The organism is Nocardia vulneris, from assembly GCF_001613425.1.
Classification (GTDB): Bacteria; Actinomycetota; Actinomycetes; order Mycobacteriales; family Mycobacteriaceae; genus Nocardia; species Nocardia vulneris.
On the sequence record NZ_BDCI01000017.1, the window covers coordinates 370,268 to 388,244 of the forward strand.

The 17,977-nt window shown below is 68.3% G+C and carries 17 protein-coding genes; 10 read left to right on the forward strand and 7 right to left on the reverse strand.

Features of this window, described 5'->3' with window-relative positions; translation table 11 throughout:
- Positions 1–21: 21 nt before the first annotated feature.
- Entirely contained in the window at positions 22–1,014 is a 993-nt protein-coding gene (locus NVU01S_RS19405; protein WP_043666663.1) for an EamA family transporter, read from the forward strand.
- Between the two features lie 43 nt (positions 1,015–1,057).
- On the opposite strand, the gene NVU01S_RS19410 is transcribed toward NVU01S_RS19405, so the two are convergent.
- The 3 genes from NVU01S_RS19410 to NVU01S_RS19415 form a co-directional block, all read right to left on the reverse strand.
- Positions 1,058–2,008, reverse strand: a complete 951-nt coding sequence (locus tag NVU01S_RS19410) for a hypothetical protein (protein WP_209444770.1) — start codon at positions 2,006–2,008, stop codon at positions 1,058–1,060.
- Positions 2,009–2,363: 355 nt separating this feature from the next.
- Complete coding sequence (locus NVU01S_RS42105; protein WP_014983729.1) at positions 2,364–2,510, reverse strand: hypothetical protein; 147 nt, start codon at positions 2,508–2,510, stop codon at positions 2,364–2,366.
- A 45-nt stretch (positions 2,511–2,555) separates the two neighbouring features.
- Positions 2,556–3,428: an NAD(P)-dependent oxidoreductase gene (locus NVU01S_RS19415; RefSeq protein ID WP_043666666.1), complete on the reverse strand. Its 873-nt coding sequence runs from the start codon at positions 3,426–3,428 to the stop codon at positions 2,556–2,558.
- Positions 3,429–3,556: 128 nt separating this feature from the next.
- Here NVU01S_RS19415 and NVU01S_RS19420 point away from each other — a divergent pair, with 128 nt between their 5' ends.
- From NVU01S_RS19420 to NVU01S_RS19430, 3 genes are all read left to right on the forward strand, one after another.
- Complete coding sequence (locus NVU01S_RS19420) at positions 3,557–4,300, forward strand: ferritin-like domain-containing protein (RefSeq protein WP_043666668.1); 744 nt, start codon at positions 3,557–3,559, stop codon at positions 4,298–4,300.
- 201 nt (positions 4,301–4,501) lie between these two features.
- On the forward strand, positions 4,502–4,804 hold the full coding sequence (locus NVU01S_RS19425) for an ArsR/SmtB family transcription factor (RefSeq protein WP_043666671.1): 303 nt from the start codon (positions 4,502–4,504) through the stop codon (positions 4,802–4,804).
- Positions 4,805–4,824: 20 nt separating this feature from the next.
- Positions 4,825–5,829 (forward strand): LLM class flavin-dependent oxidoreductase, encoded by a 1,005-nt coding sequence (locus NVU01S_RS19430; protein WP_043666674.1) that lies wholly within the window; start codon positions 4,825–4,827, stop codon positions 5,827–5,829.
- A gap of 78 nt (positions 5,830–5,907) precedes the next feature.
- Here NVU01S_RS19430 and msrA read toward each other — a convergent pair whose 3' ends face one another.
- The gene (msrA, locus tag NVU01S_RS19435) at positions 5,908–6,423 is read right to left on the reverse strand and encodes a peptide-methionine (S)-S-oxide reductase MsrA (protein ID WP_014983724.1); all 516 of its coding nucleotides are present in this window, start codon (positions 6,421–6,423) and stop codon (positions 5,908–5,910) included.
- Positions 6,420–6,875, reverse strand: coding sequence for a peptide-methionine (R)-S-oxide reductase MsrB (gene msrB, locus NVU01S_RS19440; protein WP_014983723.1), 456 nt, complete (start codon positions 6,873–6,875; stop codon positions 6,420–6,422). The genes msrA and msrB overlap by 4 nt, the downstream gene beginning before the upstream one ends.
- 263 nt (positions 6,876–7,138) lie before the next feature.
- Between msrB and katG the strand changes: the two genes are divergently transcribed.
- Positions 7,139–9,367 (forward strand): catalase/peroxidase HPI, encoded by a 2,229-nt coding sequence (gene katG / locus NVU01S_RS19445; RefSeq protein ID WP_052280343.1) that lies wholly within the window; start codon positions 7,139–7,141, stop codon positions 9,365–9,367.
- Between the two features lie 92 nt (positions 9,368–9,459).
- Here katG and NVU01S_RS19450 read toward each other — a convergent pair whose 3' ends face one another.
- Positions 9,460–10,542 carry an ADP-ribosylglycohydrolase family protein gene (locus tag NVU01S_RS19450; protein ID WP_244467155.1) on the reverse strand — a complete coding sequence of 361 codons (1,083 nt, stop codon included), beginning with the start codon at positions 10,540–10,542 and terminating at the stop codon, positions 9,460–9,462.
- A gap of 97 nt (positions 10,543–10,639) precedes the next feature.
- A complete protein-coding gene (locus NVU01S_RS19455; protein ID WP_043666681.1) occupies positions 10,640–12,049 on the reverse strand; it encodes a metallophosphoesterase in 1,410 nt (469 codons plus the stop codon).
- 225 nt (positions 12,050–12,274) lie between these two features.
- Between NVU01S_RS19455 and NVU01S_RS19460 the strand changes: the two genes are divergently transcribed.
- Genes NVU01S_RS19460 through NVU01S_RS19480 form a run of 5 tightly spaced genes read left to right on the forward strand, consistent with a single transcriptional unit; the run spans position 12,275 to position 17,963 of the window.
- The gene (locus tag NVU01S_RS19460) at positions 12,275–13,459 is read left to right on the forward strand and encodes an ROK family transcriptional regulator (RefSeq protein WP_043666684.1); all 1,185 of its coding nucleotides are present in this window, start codon (positions 12,275–12,277) and stop codon (positions 13,457–13,459) included.
- Between the two features lie 22 nt (positions 13,460–13,481).
- Complete coding sequence (locus NVU01S_RS19465) at positions 13,482–14,816, forward strand: extracellular solute-binding protein (protein WP_043666686.1); 1,335 nt, start codon at positions 13,482–13,484, stop codon at positions 14,814–14,816.
- A gap of 7 nt (positions 14,817–14,823) precedes the next feature.
- The gene (locus tag NVU01S_RS19470) at positions 14,824–15,780 is read left to right on the forward strand and encodes a carbohydrate ABC transporter permease (RefSeq protein WP_052280344.1); all 957 of its coding nucleotides are present in this window, start codon (positions 14,824–14,826) and stop codon (positions 15,778–15,780) included.
- 3 nt (positions 15,781–15,783) lie between these two features.
- On the forward strand, positions 15,784–16,674 hold the full coding sequence (locus tag NVU01S_RS19475) for a carbohydrate ABC transporter permease (RefSeq protein ID WP_043666689.1): 891 nt from the start codon (positions 15,784–15,786) through the stop codon (positions 16,672–16,674).
- On the forward strand, positions 16,674–17,963 hold the full coding sequence (locus NVU01S_RS19480) for a 6-phospho-beta-glucosidase (protein ID WP_156161483.1): 1,290 nt from the start codon (positions 16,674–16,676) through the stop codon (positions 17,961–17,963). The genes NVU01S_RS19475 and NVU01S_RS19480 overlap by 1 nt, the downstream gene beginning before the upstream one ends.
- Positions 17,964–17,977: the final 14 nt, after the last annotated feature.

Consider the following 17,977-nt stretch of genomic DNA (forward strand, 5'->3'; position numbering starts at 1 on the left):
ACCGCCTTAGCGTCATTACCCATGACGACCATTGCTCATGACAGTGCCGTTCAGCGGCGTGTGCGATCCGGGCTGCTCTTCGCGCTGCTGTCCGCGTCGTCGTTCGGCCTCTCCGGCTCCCTGGCGCGCGGCTTGATGAACGCCGGCTGGAGCGCCGCGTCGGTGGTGGCGGTCCGGGTGCTCATCGCCGCCGTCGTCTTGCTGCCGATCGCCCTCGTCCAGCTGCGCGGCGACTGGCAGCTGCTGCGCCGCAACGCATCCCTGATCATCACCTACGGTCTGCTGGCCGTGGCGGGCACGCAGCTGGCCTACTTCAACGCGGTCGCCGAGATGGAAGTCGGGGTGGCGCTGCTCATCGAATACACCGCCCCGATCGCGGTGGTCGGCTGGCTCTGGCTGCGCCATCGGCAGCGTCCCGGCGTCGCCACCGTCGCGGGCGGTCTGCTCGGCATCATCGGCCTCGCCCTCGTGATCGATCTGCGGTCCGGACTGTCCACCAGCTGGGTCGGCATCGCCTGGGCGCTGGCCGCCATGATCGGCGCCGCCGCGTACTTCGTGCTCTCGGCGCAGGGCGAGGGCACGCTGCCGGGCACCGTGCTGGCGGCAGGCGCGCTGCTCATCGGCGGGCTCACGCTGCTCGCCGCGGGCGCGATCGGGCTCGTCCCGCTGCACGCCACCACGAATCCCGTTGTCTTCCAGGACTTCACCGCATCACCGTGGCCGGTGCTGCTGATCCTGGGCACGGTGACCGCGGCGCTGGCCTACGTCTCCGGCATCGTCGCCACCCGCCTGCTCGGCTCCCGGCTGGCCTCGTTCGTCGCTCTGTTCGAGGTGCTCGCCGCGCTGGCCTTCGCCTGGGTGCTGCTCGGCGAGGCGCCCCGGGCGATCCAATTGCTCGGCGGCGTCCTGATTCTCACCGGCGTGGTGGTCGTGCGCCGCGGCGAGCTGACCGATGCGGCCCGCACCCCGGCCGTCGACGCCGTGCCGAGCGAGGTGGCGGCGGAACACCGCTGATCCGAACGGCCGGGATCACCGTCGGCGATCCCGGCCGGGCCGGTCAGGAGACGGTGCAATTCTTCTGCGCGTCGGTGCGCACCTTGCGACCGGTGAACTCCTCCAGAATCGAGATGTTCTCCGGGGCATAGTTCTTCGCGGTGATCTTGTCCGCGTCCGGGCTGCCGAGTTTGCCGGTGTAGGGCGCGGACTTCTCCAACCAGTAAGCGGTGCGCAGGAATTGGGTCAGCACCAGCTCACGCACCTTGGGTTCGTTCTTGATCTTCGCCCAGTAGTCCGGGTGCTTGTCCTTGGCGACACGCAGGTACAACAGCAGGTACCGCAGGTTGGTCGCGGCGATGTCGCGGGCATTGCTCGCGCCGATCCCCTTGATGTACTCCTGCACCACGGTGACCGCGGGCAGACCGGTCAGCCCCGCGTTCAACTCGGCGAGGACGCCTTGCAGGTGATAGTCGCCCTGCTGCCGGTCGCGCAGGTAGATGCCGTCCATGTCGTCGCTGAGCTTGTCCTTGATCAGCGGCAGGATCTCCTTGCGCGGGAAGCCGCCGTGCAGCGGAATGTCCAGGATCTGCTGGGTGGCGTTGACCCACGACGCGGTGCGCACATCCCACACGGTGCGCGCTCCGTCCAGATCCCACATGTGGGTCTCCTCGTGGATCGCCACCATCATCGATTCCGCGAACGCCTCGAAACTACTGGTGTCCACGAACTGATTCCAGTACTTGTCCTTGGCCTGAGCGATCGCGAGTTTCTCCCCGCTCGGCCAGCGCCGCTTGTACATGGCCTGCAGCGTCGGCATCCAATTGGACCGATTGAAGCGAGCTTTCAGGTCGCTGATATCGGCTTGCGGCTGCGACGGCTCCTCATAACAGTAGGGCGCGGCCGGGGCCGATTCGGGAAGACCGGACAGGGGCGTCGCGACGGCCAGTGAACCGGGTCCGAGGGCGAGGACGAGGCAGGCGGCGACGATGGGCACAGAGAGTTTGCGGTTCACAGGGACCCCACTTCGGAGGAGCCGCGCGGCGGGCGCGACGGCGGCGGGATACAGCGCGAACGGCCGGCACGGCTGCGCGGCAATGGATTTGCCGTTTCACACGGTGTGGGGAGCCGACTCGCGCTGCGGCGAGGTCACTCGAGCTCGAATGTATTCGAGACAATATGTCGCGCAAACGAAGCAGTCGACGGCGCGACTCACCCGGCCGCGACCCGCGCGCCCGGCAGAAGTGAGCGTGATTATGAAATAGCCTGTGCGCCAGTGGAACTGAGAGCGCAACCGGACGAGGAGTGGCGTGTCCCCACTCCTCCCCAGTTCGACCGCGCCGGTGCAGCGACCGCTGCGCACGCTTCGATCAGTAAGCGATGAACAGGATCTCGTCGCGCGAGTACTCGTGCCCCGGATGATTCGCGGCGAGGTGGGCCTGGGTCTTCTCGACGAGATCGTCCTCGTCCACGCCGACGATCGCCTCGCCGCACGGGCAGTTCAGGTTCCGCTTCATGAGCTGTCCTTCCTTTTCGAAACGAAGTCTAGGCGCTCGGCGCGATCATTCCCGTAAAAGGTCGATGACCTTGGTTTCGTCGAGCTCGCCGTGGCCCGCCTCGACGAGCCGCCCGAACAGGTCGTAGGCGGCGTGCCCCAGCGCGGCGGGCGCGTGCACGGCCTCGGCCAGTTCCACCCCGATCCGGGTGTCCTTGCACCGCAGCGCGGCCGTGAACGCGATATCGCGGTCGTGCACGCCGTCCAGCATCAACCGGCTGACCCGCGTCACCGTCGGACTCGCCGCGACGCTCAGCGCGAGGGTGTCGACCACCGTCGTCAGGTCGAGTCCGCTGAGTTCGGCGATCCGCAGCGCCTCCGCGGTCGCCGCGATCTGCACCGAGCCCAGCAGGTTCTGCACCAGCTTGTACGCGGTGCCCGCGCCGACATCACCGAAGTGAACGATGCTGTCGCACAACGGTTCCAGCAGCGGGCGCACCGCGTCGAGATCCGCGGGCGCGGCCCCGATCAGCAGGCGCAACGCTCCGGCCGCCGCGGCCGTGGGCAGCCCGGTGACCGGCGAGTCGATGTACCGGAAGCCCTGGGCCGCGGCCTGTTTCGCGAGCTCGAGCACCCAGGGCCGGGACAGGGTCGAGCACTCGATCGCGAATCGGCCGGGCGCGCCCGCCGCCGCGAGGGCACCCTCCGCGCCGAGCCACACCGCGTGCGAGGCGGCATCGTCGGCGACCATCGCGAAGACGGCGTCGGCCTGCTCGGCCGCCGCCCGCGGTGTCTGTGCCCGGACCGCGCCCGCGGCCACCAGGTCCGCGACCTTCGCCGCCGATCTGTTGAACACCGCGACGTCGTGCCCGGCGGCGATCAGCCGCGCCGCCATCCCCGTGCCCATCCGGCCGGTCCCCAGAAAAGCAATCTTCGCCATTGCCGCGACCCTACCTGCACAGGATCTCCACGAAGTGCGCTTCCGAGCTCCACACCGGCTGTTTAGGTTTGCCGGAACAACGGGTTCGCCACTGCGGGGGCGCGCTCGACGAGTATGGAGGTCGGCAGGTGGATGTGCACGAGTTCTCGCGGTGGACAACCGAATTCGAGGCGAAGGCAGTGGCCAGGGCCGCGCTCGGCGATCCGGCGTGGGCGAGCGGAGCGCGGCTGCATCCGGCTGTCGCGCGCAGTGTGCAGCGCTTCCAGGTCGGCGAGAGCGGCGACGGCGCGAATCTCATCGCCAAGGCCGAGCGCGCGGGCGATCCGGAGTACGCCGCGGCGGTACGACTGTTCATCGCCGAGGAGATCAATCACGCGCGGATGCTGGGATTGCTGCTGCGGGCCGGCGGCTGGCGGACTATCGGAAGCCATTGGAGCGACCTGGTTTTCGTGCGACTACGCCGCATGCTCGGGCTGCGGCTGGAATTGACCGTGCTGATGGTCGCGGAGATCGTCGCGCTGCGCTATTACCGCGCGTTGCGCGACGGCACCGACGATCCGCTGACCACACAGGTCGCCGGATTGATCCTGAACGACGAGCTCCGGCACGTGCCGTTCCACTGCCAGCGCCTGCGCGTCGCGTTCGCCACGACCACGCCCGGCGCGCGCCGGGTGATCGTGGCGCTGTGGTGGCTGTTCCTGGTCGGCTCGACGGTGGTGGTCGCCGCGGACCACGGACCCGCGCTGGCCCGGCTCGGCGTCGGCCGCATCGAATTCGTGCGCGACGTCCTGCGGCTGTTCGACACCATCGCGCCCACCGCCCTGTCCGCGCGACCGCAACCGACCGTGGTCGGCGGTCCGTCCGTGGGCTGAATCGCGCCTGGCGCGCGGGCATGGAATCGAGCGCGGCTGCGTTATATAAGGCCGAGCGCGGCTGCGTTGCACAAGGCCGAACGCTGCTGCGTTGCACAAGGCACGGTTGCGCAGTGCGCCAGCGCCGCCCGGAGTGACCTGCATCATGGTGCCGAGCATCGGAACCCGGCGTAGTTTCGTTAATTAGCGAAATATCGAAGGATGGTGCGCGTGCTGGACGAATGCAAGGCGCTGGCGAACGAGACCCGGCTGCGGGTGCTGGAGTGGCTCAAGGAGCCCGACGTGCACTTCCCCGGACGGGCCTGCGACACCGCCGAACTCGGCGTCTGCGCGGGCCTGATCCAGCAGAAGGCCGGCACCTCGGCCTCGACCATCTCGACACACCTGGCGATCCTGCAGCGCGCGGGGTTCGTCACCGGCACCCGGCGCGGTCAATGGATCTACTACCGCCGCGACGACGCCCGCATCCGGGCCTTCACCGCACAACTGCAGCGCGTTCTCTGATCTCGAAAGGCGGCGTCCCTATGCCCATCGCCCTGTCCATCCTCGACCTGGCATCGATCGCGCCCGGCCAGACCGCGCGCGACAGCTTCGCCAACAGTGTCGCGCTGGCGCAGGCCGCCGAACGCAGCGGCTATCGCCGCGTCTGGTACGCGGAGCACCACAACATGGGATCCATCGCGTCGAGCGCGACCAGCGTGCTCATCGGCCATGTCGCCGAACACACCGCGACCATCCGGCTCGGCGCGGGCGGCATCATGCTGCCCAACCATTCCCCGCTGGTGATCGCCGAACAGTTCGGCACGCTGGAGACGCTGTTCCCCGGCCGGATCGATCTCGGGCTGGGCCGCGCGCCCGGCAGCGATCAGAAGACGATGTACGCGCTGCGCCGCGATCCGTCGTCGGCGGACTCCTTCCCGCAGGACGTGCTGGAGTTGCAGGGCTACCTGACCGGAAACACCCGGGTGCCGGGCGTGCGCGCCGTACCGCGCGCGGAAGGTGTTGTGCCGCTGTACATCCTGGGTTCGTCACTGTTCGGCGCGCAGCTCGCCGGACAGCTCGGCCTGCCGTACGCGTTCGCGTCGCACTTCGCGCCCGACGCGCTGCACCAGGCTGTTTCGGTCTACCGCGACGTGTTCCGTCCGTCCGAGCAGTTGGCCGAGCCGTACGTGATGGCCGGGGTCAACGTGTTCGCCGCCGCGGACGCCGACGACGCGGCGCAGCAGAAGACCGTCGCCTACCGGGCGCGCGCCCGGATGATGATCAAGCGGGGCGCGGCGGGCGCCGACTTCTCCGACGCGGACATCGACGCGTTCCTCGCCTCGCCCAACGGCGGGCAACTCACCGCGATGACGAAGTACACCGCGGTCGGCACGCCCGCCGAGGTCCGGGCCTACCTGGACGATTTCGCCGCGTCCATCGACGCCGACGAACTCATCACCGCCCATCACGCCACCGGCCTCGCCGACCGGGTGCGCTCGGTCGAGCTGACCGCGGCCGCCATGGCCGGTGCGCCCGCGGTCGGCTGACCGGAGTTCCCTGCCGTACAACGACTCCGGCCGGTACCCCAGGGACAGGGGTACCGGCCGGAACTCGTTCGACCGCGGTTACTGCGTGGCAGCCGCCCGCTTCGGCAGCTTCCAGCCCGGACGGGGGAAGTGGCAGGTGTAGCCGTTCGGGTACTTCTGCAAGTAGTCCTGGTGGTCGGCCTCGGCCTCCCAGAACTCACTCGCCGGGGTCACCTCGGTGACGACCTTGCCCGGCCACAGGCCCGACGCGTCGACGTCGGCGATGGTGTCCAGCGCGACGCGCTTCTGCTCGTCGTCCAGGTAGAAGATCGCCGAGCGGTAGCTGCTGCCGATGTCGTTGCCCTGCCGGTCCTTCGTCGTCGGATCATGGATCTGGAAGAGGAACTCCAACAGCGCCCGGTAATCGGTCTGCGCCGGGTCGTAGACGATCTCCACGGCCTCCGCGTGACCCGGGTGATTGCGATAGGTCGGGTGGTCGTTGCTGCCGCCGGTGTAGCCGACGCGCGTCGACACCACCCCGGGCTGCCTGCGGATCAATTCCTGCATGCCCCAGAAGCAGCCGCCGGCCAGAATCGCCTTTCGCGTGTCGCTCACGCGTCCTCCTTCGTGAAAAGTGCCTTGTACTGTCCGTACCCTTGCGCCTCGAGGTCGTCGAGGTGGATGAACCGCAGTGCCGCCGAGTTGATGCAGTACCGGAGGCCGCCTGCGGCGCGCGGGCCGTCCTTGAACACATGCCCGAGATGGCTGTCGCCATGCGCCGAGCGGGCCTCGGTCCGGATCATCAGATGACTGAAGTCCCGTTTCTCGACCACGTTCGCGGCATCGATCGGCTTGGTGAAGCTCGGCCAGCCGGAGCCGCTGTCGAACTTGTCGACCGAGGCGAACAGCGGCTCGCCCGACACCACGTCCACATAGATCCCCGGCTCGTGGTTGTCCCAGTACTCGCCGGTGAACGCGCGCTCGGTCCCGTTCTCCTGGGTGACGTGGTACTGCTCCGGCGACAGCGCGGAGACCGCCGCAGGGTTCCGGTTGTATTCCTGTGCCACATGACCTCCTCATATCGGCTTCCCGTACAACGAACGGTCCGATCCGGAAAGTCCCCGTGCAGCCGGGCGTCACACTTCGGTCATTATTCGCCGGAACGCGGCCGTGCGACACCCCCGGCACCCGATCGACGTGCGCTCTTCGAGCAATCCGGAGAAAACCACCCGGCCAAGACTGGAATGATTCATACTTCTGAACATATCCACAACTTCGGGGTGTCTCGTGCGCGAGACCCGCAGCCCGAGGCATCGCGAAAGGAATATCCGTGCCCGAAGAACACCCGCCCATCGCCGAGGCGAACACGGAACCCGCCGCAGGCGGTTGCCCGGTGGCCGGTCGTCTCAAGTACCCGGCCGAGGGCGGTGGCAACCGTGACTGGTGGCCGAACCAGCTCAACCTGAAGATCCTGCAGAAGAACCCGGCTGTCGCCAACCCGATGGACCCGGACTTCGACTACGCCGCGGAGTTCGCGACCCTCGACCTGGCCGAGGTGAAGCGCGATATCGAAGCGGTGATGACCACCTCGCAGGACTGGTGGCCGGCCGATTTCGGGCACTACGGGCCGTTCTTCATCCGGATGGCCTGGCACTCGGCGGGCACCTACCGGGTCAGCGACGGACGCGGCGGCGCGGGCGCGGGCATGCAGCGGTTCGCGCCGCTGAACAGCTGGCCCGACAACGCGAGCCTGGACAAGGCCCGCCGTCTGCTGTGGCCGGTGAAGCAGAAGTACGGCAAGAAGCTCTCGTGGGCGGACCTGATCGTCTACGCCGGCAACGTCGCGCTGGAGTCGATGGGCTTCGAGACCTTCGGGTTCGGCGGCGGCCGGGTCGATCAGTGGGAGCCGGAGGAGGACGTCTACTGGGGTCCCGAGCACACCTGGCTCGGCGGCGACGGCCGCTACAGCGGCCACCGCGATCTCGAAAAGCCGCTGGCCGCAGTGCAAATGGGTCTGATCTACGTGAATCCGGAAGGCCCCAACGGTAATCCGGATCCGCTCGCGGCCGCCATCGATATCCGCGAGACGTTCGCCCGGATGGCGATGAACGACATCGAGACCGCGGCACTGATCGTCGGCGGGCACACCTTCGGCAAGGCGCACGGCGCGGGCCCGGCCGAGCACGTCGGTCCCGAACCGGAGGCCGCACCACTGGAAGAGCAGGGCCTGGGCTGGCAGAGCTCGTTCGGCACCGGCGCGGGCAAGGACGCGATCACCAGCGGTCTCGAGGTCACCTGGACGCCGACCCCGATCGCCTGGGACAACAGCTTCCTGGAGACGCTCTACGGTTACGAGTGGGAGTTGACCAAGAGCCCGGCGGGCGCGCACCAGTGGATTCCCAAGGACGGCGGCGGCGCGGGCCTGGTGCCCGACGCGCACGACCCGGCGAAGACCCAGCAGCCGGGCATGCTGACCACCGACCTCTCGATGCGCTTCGACCCGAGCTACGAGCGGATCACCCGCCGCTGGCTCGAACACCCCGAGGAACTGGCGCAGGAGTTCGCCAAGGCCTGGTTCAAACTCACCCACCGCGACATGGGACCGGTCGTGCGCTACCTCGGTCCGCTGGTGCCGCAGGAGACGCTGCTGTGGCAGGACCCGATTCCGGCCGTCACCCACGACCTGATCGGCGCGGCCGATATCGCCGCGCTCAAGAGCCAGATCCTGGCCTCGGGCCTGACTGTCGCACAGCTCGTTTCGACCGCCTGGTCGGCGGCGGCGTCGTTCCGCGGCAGTGACAAGCGCGGCGGCGCGAACGGCGGACGCATCCGGCTGCAGCCGCAACGTGGCTGGGAGGTCAACGAACCCGACCAGCTCACGCTGGTGCTGCCGGTGCTCGAGGGCATCCAGGAGTCGTTCAACGCGGCCCAGACCGGCAACACCCGGGTGTCGTTCGCCGATTTGGTGGTGCTGGCCGGTTCGGCAGCGGTCGAGCAGGCGGCCGAGAGCGCGGGCTACAAGCTCGAGGTGCCGTTCACGCCGGGACGCACCGACGCCACGCAGGAGCAGACCGACGTGGAGTCCTTCGCCGCGATGGAACCCGCGGCCGACGGCTTCCGCAACTACCTGGGCAAGGGCAATCGGTTGCCTGCCGAGTATCTGCTCATCGATCGGGCGAACCTGCTGACCCTCAGCGCGCCCGAGATGACGGTCCTCGTGGGCGGACTGCGCGTGCTCGGCGCGAACCACGGACAGTCCGCGGCGGGCGTGTTCACCGCGAACCCGGGTGTGCTGAGCAACGATTTCTTCGTGCATCTGCTCGACATGGGCACCCGGTGGGCGCCGGCGGGCGACGAGGGCAGCTACGACGGCACCGATCGCGACAGCGGCGCGGTGCGCTGGACCGGCAGCCGGGTCGATCTGGTCTTCGGCTCGAACTCGCAACTGCGCGCGCTCGCCGAGGTCTACGCCACCGACGACGCGAAGGAGAAGTTCGCGCGCGACTTCATCGCCGCCTGGGTGAAGGTGATGAACCTGGATCGCTTCGAGCTGTCCTGACCCGGTGCGCTGACCGGCACACCGGACAGCGACCACTCCCCCGCAGCCCTGCACGCCGACCCGGTGTGCGGGGCTGCGGGCGCGGTGGAAACTCAGAGACCCTCGTCGATCGGGTATCGGATGGCGACCGCGGCTCGGTCGCCCAGCCCGTAGTTCATCACGAGATCGTCGGCGACCTGGATCAGCACGTCACGGCCCTCGACCGCGGCGACCAGATCCATCGGCAGCTGCGACAGCCCGTGCACGGCGCCGATCAGGTTGCCCGCGACCGCGCCGGTGGAGTCGGAGTCGCCGGAGTGGTTGACCGAAAGCAGCAGTGCCGCACGCGGATCGCCCGTCTTGGCCGCATGCAACGCACAATAGACCGCGATCGCCAGACATTCCTCGGCGATCCAACCCGCGCCCACGGTTTCGAGTTGTTCGGCGGTGGCGGGAGTTTCGGCCGCCTCGATGGCGCGTTCCAGCGCGCCGACGGTTTCCGCGGCCTTCGGGAACTCCGCCAGCTGAGCAAGGGTCTGCTGCAGGGCGATCGGCAATTCGATACCGCTCACCACCCGGTCGATCAGCGCCGCGAACGCACCCGCGGCGAAGTAGCCGGTGGGATGGCCGTGGGTCAGCTGGGCCGCTTGGGCGGCGAGCGAAAACGCGCGCTCCGAACCCATTCCGGCCAAGCCGAACGGCGCGGAGCGCATGACCGTGCCACAGCCCTTCGACTCGGGATTCACCGGACCGGACTCGCCCAGCGGGCTCGGCGCGATGTACCCGCGGGCCTGCTTGCCGAGCCCCGACATGCACGCGTTCCCCGGCGCACGCACCGCGTACAGGAAGGGCAGGCTCGCCAGCCAGCCGTCGGGGTGCGCCGCCGGTTCCTCCTGCCGCTGGGTCTGCAACCAGCGCAGGTAGGACCGGCGCAGCGCGGGCAGCGCGTCCACGCCGGGCGTCGCGCGCAGCAGTCCCTCCGCGGTGAACAACGTCATCTGGGTGTCGTCGGTGATCTGCTGCGCCTCGTCGCGGACATACGCGGGCAGAAAACCGGTCACGCCGTCGGAGCCGTGCTGTGCCCGGATCTGTTCGAGCCGCAGGAATTCGATGGGCCAGCCGAGCGCGTCACCGACGGCGCCACCGAGTAACGAGCCGCGCACCCGATCGAAGATCGTCGCGTAATCCCCCACCACAGTCCCTCCCGATCCGGATGAACATGCCCGCCACCACTGTTCGACGGATCATACCCAGTGGCGTTTCACCGTGTCCCGGGCTCGGCGAATCCGCTGTTCAGCGCGGGTCCACACCGGAGAAGTCGCGGCGAGCGCCGTGGTTGCGGTCGGCACAGCTGCCGAGGGCGTGGTCGGGATGCAGCCCGAAGTACTGCCGGCGGGTGCGGGTGCTCCAGCTGCGGGCGGCGGTCGAGCGGGTCTTGTAGAAGTTCAGCGTGTAGCCGCCCGTGTAGAGGCGCAGCAGCATGTACCCGCCCGGATACTCCTTCACCGCAGCGACTTCGAGGAATTCGACACCGGTCCCGGCATCCGGGCGGTTCACCCGGTTGCGATGCGTGTGGCCGCTGTGCTGCATGAACACTCCCGGTGCGGCGCGGTAGACGGCCTGCAGCGCACCGGCATTGGCGCGGTCGAGCACGAACCCCGGGCCACCCGGGTTGCTCACCGCCGCATGCGAAGTCACCGGGTGGTGGCCGAAAACCACGGTGGGACAGTCCGGGTCGGCGAACAGGATGTCGCGGAGCCGATCGAGCTGCGGCGCCACGATGGTGCCACCGGACCCGCGCAGCCGGGTGGTGTCCAGCCCGATCAGGCGCAGGCCGCCCAGTCGATACTCGACCAGCTGTTGCCGGGCGTGAAACACGTTGCCCCAGTGGTCGGTTCGTACTCCGCGCCGCTCCTGCGGCTTGTCGTGATTGCCCCGGCAGACGAAGTAGTCCGCGCCGAGCACACCCCAGGAATCCAACCGGGCCCGGACTCCCCGCGACTGCTCGAGGGTGCCGCTGTCGGTGAGGTCACCCGCCAGGATCAGGTGATCGGCCGCGCGGTCGGGCCTGCGCACGTCGTCGAGCAGGGCATCGAGCATGACCTCCGGATACCGGCCGGTGTCGTGGCGCAGGCCGGTGGGCAACCCGCTGAGCACGAGACCGCTGACCTGCTCGCCGTAGTGCACGTCGTTGGCCAGCGCGAGGGTGCGCAGCAGCCGGCCCGGGGGCGGCGGCGCGGTGGTGAAAACACCGGTGGATTCCGGGGTTCCGGACTGGCGGGTCACCAGCGTCCGGGCCGGTCCGGCGCGGTGGCCGTTCGAGTACGCCTCGAACCGGTAGCCGCGTCCCGGCTCCAGTCCGGTCACCTCGGCATAGTGATAGGGAGTCGGCGTCGCGTCGAGGTAGCGGGTGCGCGGCCGGCCCCGCCCGTCCACCGGGGCCAGCCGTACCTCGGTGTCGGCGGGGACGGGGCGCAGCCGACCGGCGCCGTCGCGCCTGCGGGTGGTCCAGGTGAGGATCACCGAGTCCGCGGTGACCGTCACCACCTCCAGGTCCGACGCGACGATCGAATCACGGTGCCTGCGTACCGAATCCGTGCGCCGGGCGGCGGGCCGCAGATAGATCGGGGTCCGCACGGACACCGTCGCCGCGCCGACTGCCACATTCGCCAGCCAGGCGGTCCGAAGTCGCGGGTCGAGCATGGGGTCTCCGTCTGCTGCGCATCGGTTACAGCCGAACGATATAACCGCGAGTTGAACGTTCCGGACTGCGCAGTTGACGAGTCGGCCTCCAGTACTTGGCCATTCGACACGCACAGCGATTGACATGCGGTCGAGCCTGGTTTAGTGTCCTAGCTCACATCAATTGGAAACTTTCCTAATAGTTCATCCGGGCGTCGCCGCCGGATCCGGAATGGGGTGTATCGCATGACCTATCCCCGACACCCCCTCGCCGGGACGCCGAGCCTGCTGCGCGCGATCAACGACCGGGCCGCCCTGGAGTTGCTGCTCGACAACGGCCCGCTCTCGCGCACCCAGATCGGCACGCTGACGGGGTTGTCCAAACCGACCGCCTCCCAACTGCTCGGCCGCCTGGAGGCCGCCGGACTGGTCGTGCCGGTGGGCACCGCGGCGGGTGGGCCGGGCCCGAACGCGCAGCTCTACCAAGTGAATCCAGCCGCGGCATACGTGGCAGGGGTCGACGTCACCAACACCGCGATCCGACTGGCGGTCGCCGACATCACCGGCGCCACCCTGGCCGAGCACGAGGTCAGCACCAAGGGCTGGCAGGCCGCGCAGACGCTCACCAAGGTGGCCGAGGCCGTCGCCGAGACGATCGGACTGGCCGGACTCGCCGCGGGCGCGGTGCGCGAGGTGGTGATCGGGATCGGCGGCGCGCTCGACCCCGCCACCGGCAAGCTGCGCTACGCCACCCACCTGCCGGGCTGGCACTCCCCCAGGCTCGTCGCCGAACTTGCAGCCGCGATCGGCACCACGGTCTCGATCGAGAACGACGTGAACCTCGCCGCCATGGCCGAGCAGGCGCACGGCGCAGCGCAGGGGTGCGAGGATTTCGCGCTGCTCTGGACCGGCGAGGGCGTCGGCGCGGCGATCGTGATCGCCGGTCGGCTGCATCGCGGTTTCCACAGCGGCGCAGGCGAAGTCGGCTACATGCCGCTGCCCGGCGCACCGGTGGTGCACGATGTCCGCCGGAAGAACTCGGGCGGATTCCAGAAACTCGCCGGGGCGCCCGGCGTGCTGGCGCTCGCCCGCCGGCACGGACTCACGGCGCCGACCGCCGCACTGGTCGTGGCCGAGGCGCTGGAGACGCCGGACGCCGGCGACGCCTTCTTGCGCGAGCTCGCCGACCGGCTCGCGCTCGGCCTCGCCAGCATCGTCTCGGTCGTCGACCCGGAGGTGCTGATCCTGGCCGGCGCGATGCCGAGCGCGGGCGGCGAACGGTTGCGCGCACTCGTACAGGACGCACTCGACGAACTCACTATGCCGCGCACCGAGGTGCGCTCCAGCACCGTGCCGGGCTCGCCGGTGCTGCACGGAGCGCTCCAGCGCGCCTTGGCCACTACGAGAGACGCCGTCTTCTCGACTCATTGATCGACGCCAGGAGTACCGCCCCATGCGTAGAACAACACTCGCAGCGCTCACCGCATGCACCACCGTCGCCCTGCTGGTCAGCGCCTGTACCGGCACCAATTCCGGTGGCGGCGACGATGGTTCGGCCGAGGGCAAGGACGTGACCATCACTTTCTGGCACGGCTGGAGCCAGGACAACGAGGTGCAGGCCATCGAGGCCAACGTCGCCGCGTTCGAGAAACTGCACCCCAACATCGACGTGAAGGTGGTCGGCAACATCGCCGACGACAAGAGCGAACAGGCGCTGCGGGCGGGCGGCCCGGAGGCGCCGGATGTGGTGTCCTCCTTCACCACCGACCAGGTCGGCAAGTTCTGTTCGGCGAAGGTGTGGGCCGACCTCACACCGTTCCTGCGCAAGGACGACATCGACCCGGTGGCCACCTTCCCGGCGACAATGCTCGAATACACCCGCTTCCAAGGCAATCAGTGCGCGTTGCCGCTGCTCGGTGACACCTACGGCCTGTTCTACAACAAGACCGCCTTCGCCGCCGCCGGTATCACCGCGCCACCCAAGACGTTCAGCGAGTTCGAGGCCGCCGCCGTGAAATTGACCATCCCCGAAGGGGATACCTTCCGGCAGCTCGGCTTCATGCCGAACTATCACGGCTACGAGACCTCGGTGATGCACTACCTGGGCCAGTACGGCGCGGACTACTTCGGCCCCGACGGCAAGTCCAATATCGCCACCGATCCCCGGGTGGCCGCGATGTTCGAGTGGCAGAAACGGATGATCGCGGCACTCGGCGGCTTCGACAAGCTGGAGAAGTACCGCACCGGTTTCGGGGACGAGTTCAGCGCCAACAACCCCTTCCACACCGGCCAGGTGGCGATGTCCTTCGACGGCGAGTGGCGGACCGCCTCGCTCGCCGTCGACCCGGTGAGCTTCGAGTGGGCCACCGCGCCCTTCCCGGTCCCCGACGATCAAGCCGCCACCTACGGGCGCGGCTATCAGACCGGCACCATCATCGGCGTCGCCAATTCCAGCCGAAAGCAAACCGCTGCCTGGCAATTGGTCAAGTTCCTGACCACCGACACGGACGCGGTGGTCAACTTCGCCAACGCCATCCACAACGTGCCCAGCACCCTTGCCGCGCTCAGCTCGCCCCAACTGAAGGTCGACGCCAACTTCCAGACCTTTCTCGACATCGCGAAGAACCCGCACTCGTCCACCACCCCGTCGAGCATCAACGGTGGCGCGTACCAGCTTTCGCTGCGCAACTTCGGTTACGAGTACGAGGCGGGCAAACAGCCCGACCTGCGCGCGGGCTTGACCGCCACCGCGAAGGAGATCGACGAGGCGATCGACCAGGCGAAGTGACCGGGCGATGGCACTCCGGCACCGGACCGTCCCCGCGGCGCTGAAACGCAAGCGCCGCAGGGACACTGTCCGCACCCTCGCGTTCCTGTCCCCCGCGTTGATCGGCTTCGCCTGCTTCTTCGCCTACCCGCTGCTGTCCACGGTCTACTTCTCGTTCATGCGGTACGACGGCTTCGCCGCGCCGACCTTCGCGGGCCTGAAGAACTGGAACTACGTCCTGGACAAGTACCCGTACTTCTGGAAAGGGCTCGGCAACACGCTGTGGCTGATCGTGGTGATGGTCTCGCTGCGTGTGGTTTTCGGGCTCGGGATCGGCCTGCTGGTCACCAAGCTCAAGACCGGGGCGGGGTTGCTGCGCACGGTGCTCTACCTGCCGTATCTGGCACCGCCGGTGGCCGCGACGATGGCGTTCGCGTTCCTGCTCAACCCCGGCACCGGACCGGTCAACCACCTGCTCGGGAGTATCGGCCTGCCGCAACCGGGTTGGTTCACCGATCCCACCTGGTCCAAACCCGCGCTGACCATGCTCGCGCTGTGGGGCATCGGCGATCTGATGGTCATCTTCACCGCCGCACTGCTCGACGTCTCCCGCGAGCAGTACGAGGCGGCGGAACTGGACGGCGCGGGGCCGTGGCACCGGTTCCGGTACGTCACCCTGCCCAACATCACGCCGATCATCCTGTTCGCGGTGGTGACCGGGGTGATCCAGACCATGCAGTACTACACCCAGGCCATCGTCGCCGGGAAGGTGGCCAGCGGCAAGATCGGCAGCGCCGGTGAGCCGTTCGAGCCCGGCTACCCGCACGGCTCCACCTGGACGCTGCCGCAGATGGTCTACAACCTGGGGTTCCAGCGCTTCGACATCGGCTCGGCGTGCGTGGTCGCGGTGATCCTGTTCGGCCTGTCGATGGCCTTCACCTCGCTGCTGTTGCGGCGCAGATCCGGCTTCCTGCAGGAGGACTGAGCGATGACCATGACCACGACGCTGCCGGTGCCCGTGCGCGCCGATCCGATCGAGGCCAGGGGCGCACGTCGCAAAGGCGTCCTGAACTGGGTGGCGCTGCACTCGCTCGCGATCGCCGTCGCGCTGCTGTTCATCCTGCCGTTCGTGTTCGTCTTCCTCACCTCGGTGATGACGGATCGGCAGGCCCTCACCTCGGATCTGTGGCCCGCGCAGTGGCAGTGGCGCAACTACGTCGAGGTGTGGCAGACGCCCGGCTTCCTCGGCTGGTGGCGCAACACCCTGCTGTACGCCGGGGCAGGCACCGCGCTGACCCTGCTGTCCAGCATTCCGGCGGCCTACGCGCTGGCGAAATTCCGGTTCCGCGGCCGCAATCTGGCGTTGATGGCGGTCATCTCGATGATGATGCTGCCCCCGCAGGTCACCGTCATCCCGATGTATCTGGTGTGGTCCAAGCAGTTTCATCTCACCGGCTCGCTGTGGCCGCTGATCATTCCGCTGGCCTTCGGCGAGGCGTTCTCGATATTCCTGCTGCGCCAGTTCCTGCTGACCATTCCCGACGACTATCTCGAGGCCGCGCGGATCGACGGCTGCGGCGAACTACGCATTCTGTTGCGTATCGTGCTGCCGATGGCGCGGCCCGCCATCGCGGCCGTCACGCTGTTCCAGTTCTTCTATTGCTGGAACGACTATTTCGGTCCGCAGATCTATGCCAGCGAGAACCCCGGCGCGTGGACGCTCAGTTATGGACTGGAGTCCTTCAAGGCCGCACACCACACCAATTGGAATCTCACCATGGCCGCCACCGTACTGGTGATGGCGCCGGTGATCATCATCTTCTTCTTCGCGCAGAAGGCTTTCATCGAAGGCGTGACACTGACAGGGGTGAAAGGCTGATGCCCGCACTGAAATTGGCCGTCGTCGGCGGCGGTTCCACCTACACACCCGAGCTGATCGACGGGTTCGCGCGGCTGCGCGACACCCTGCCGATCGACGAGATCGTGTTGATCGACCCGGCGGCGCAACGGCTGGCGCTGATCGCCGGACTGGCCCGCCGGATGTTCGAGAAACAGGGCAATCCGGTGCGGGTGTCCACCGCCTCGTCCGTCGCGGCAGGCGCCGACGGTGCCGATGCCGTGCTGCTCCAGCTGCGCGTCGGCGGACAGGCCGCCCGCAACGAAGACGAGACCTGGCCGCTCGAATGCGGTTGTGTCGGACAGGAAACCACCGGCGCGGGCGGTCTGGCCAAGGCGCTGCGCACGGTTCCGGTGGTGCTCGAACTCGCCGAACAGATTCGCCGGGCCAACCCGGACGCCTGGATCATCGATTTCACCAACCCGGTCGGGATCGTCACCCGGGCGTTGCAGACCGCCGGGCACAAGGCGGTCGGCCTGTGCAACGTGGCCATCGATTTCCAGCGAAAGTTCGCCCGGCACTTGGGCGTCGAGCCGGAGCTGGTCCAGCTCGACCACGTCGGCCTCAATCACCTCACCTGGGAGCGCGGCGTCACCGTGCTCGACAGTCCCGGCGCGGCAACAGGTTACGAAGCGCTACCCAAGCTGCTCGCCGATTTCGGCGCCGACATCGCGGCCGATACCCGGCTGCCGGTCGAGCTGCTGCGGCACCTCGGCGTCGTTCCGTCGTACTACCTGCGGTACTTCTATCAGCACGACACGGTCGTCGAGGAGTTGCGCGCGAAGGGTTCCCGGGCCGCCGAGGTGGCCGAGCTGGAACGGCAGTTGCTCACCATGTACGCCGACCCGGCGTTGGACACCAAACCCGAACTGCTCGGAAAACGCGGTGGCGCTTTCTATTCCGAGGCCGCGGTGCAGCTGATCGCCGCGCTGCTCGGCACCGGCGCGGCCGCGGGCGTGCAAGTGGTCAACACCCGCAACGACGGCACCCTCCCGTCGCTGCCCGACGACGCGGTGATCGAGGTGCCCGCGCGGGTGGACGCGGCAGGCGTCCGTCCACTACCGCAGCCGCCACTCGACCCGCGCTTCGGCGGACTGATCGCGCACGTCACCGCGTACGAACAACTGGCGTTGCGGGCCGCCGTCGAAGGCGGGCGCGAACTCGTCTTCGACGCGCTGCTGGCCCATCCGCTGGTCGGCCAGTTCGAACTGGCCGACCAGCTCACCGACCGGCTGATCGCGCACAACCGCGCGCACCTGAGCTGGGCGTGACCATGCCGACCAAC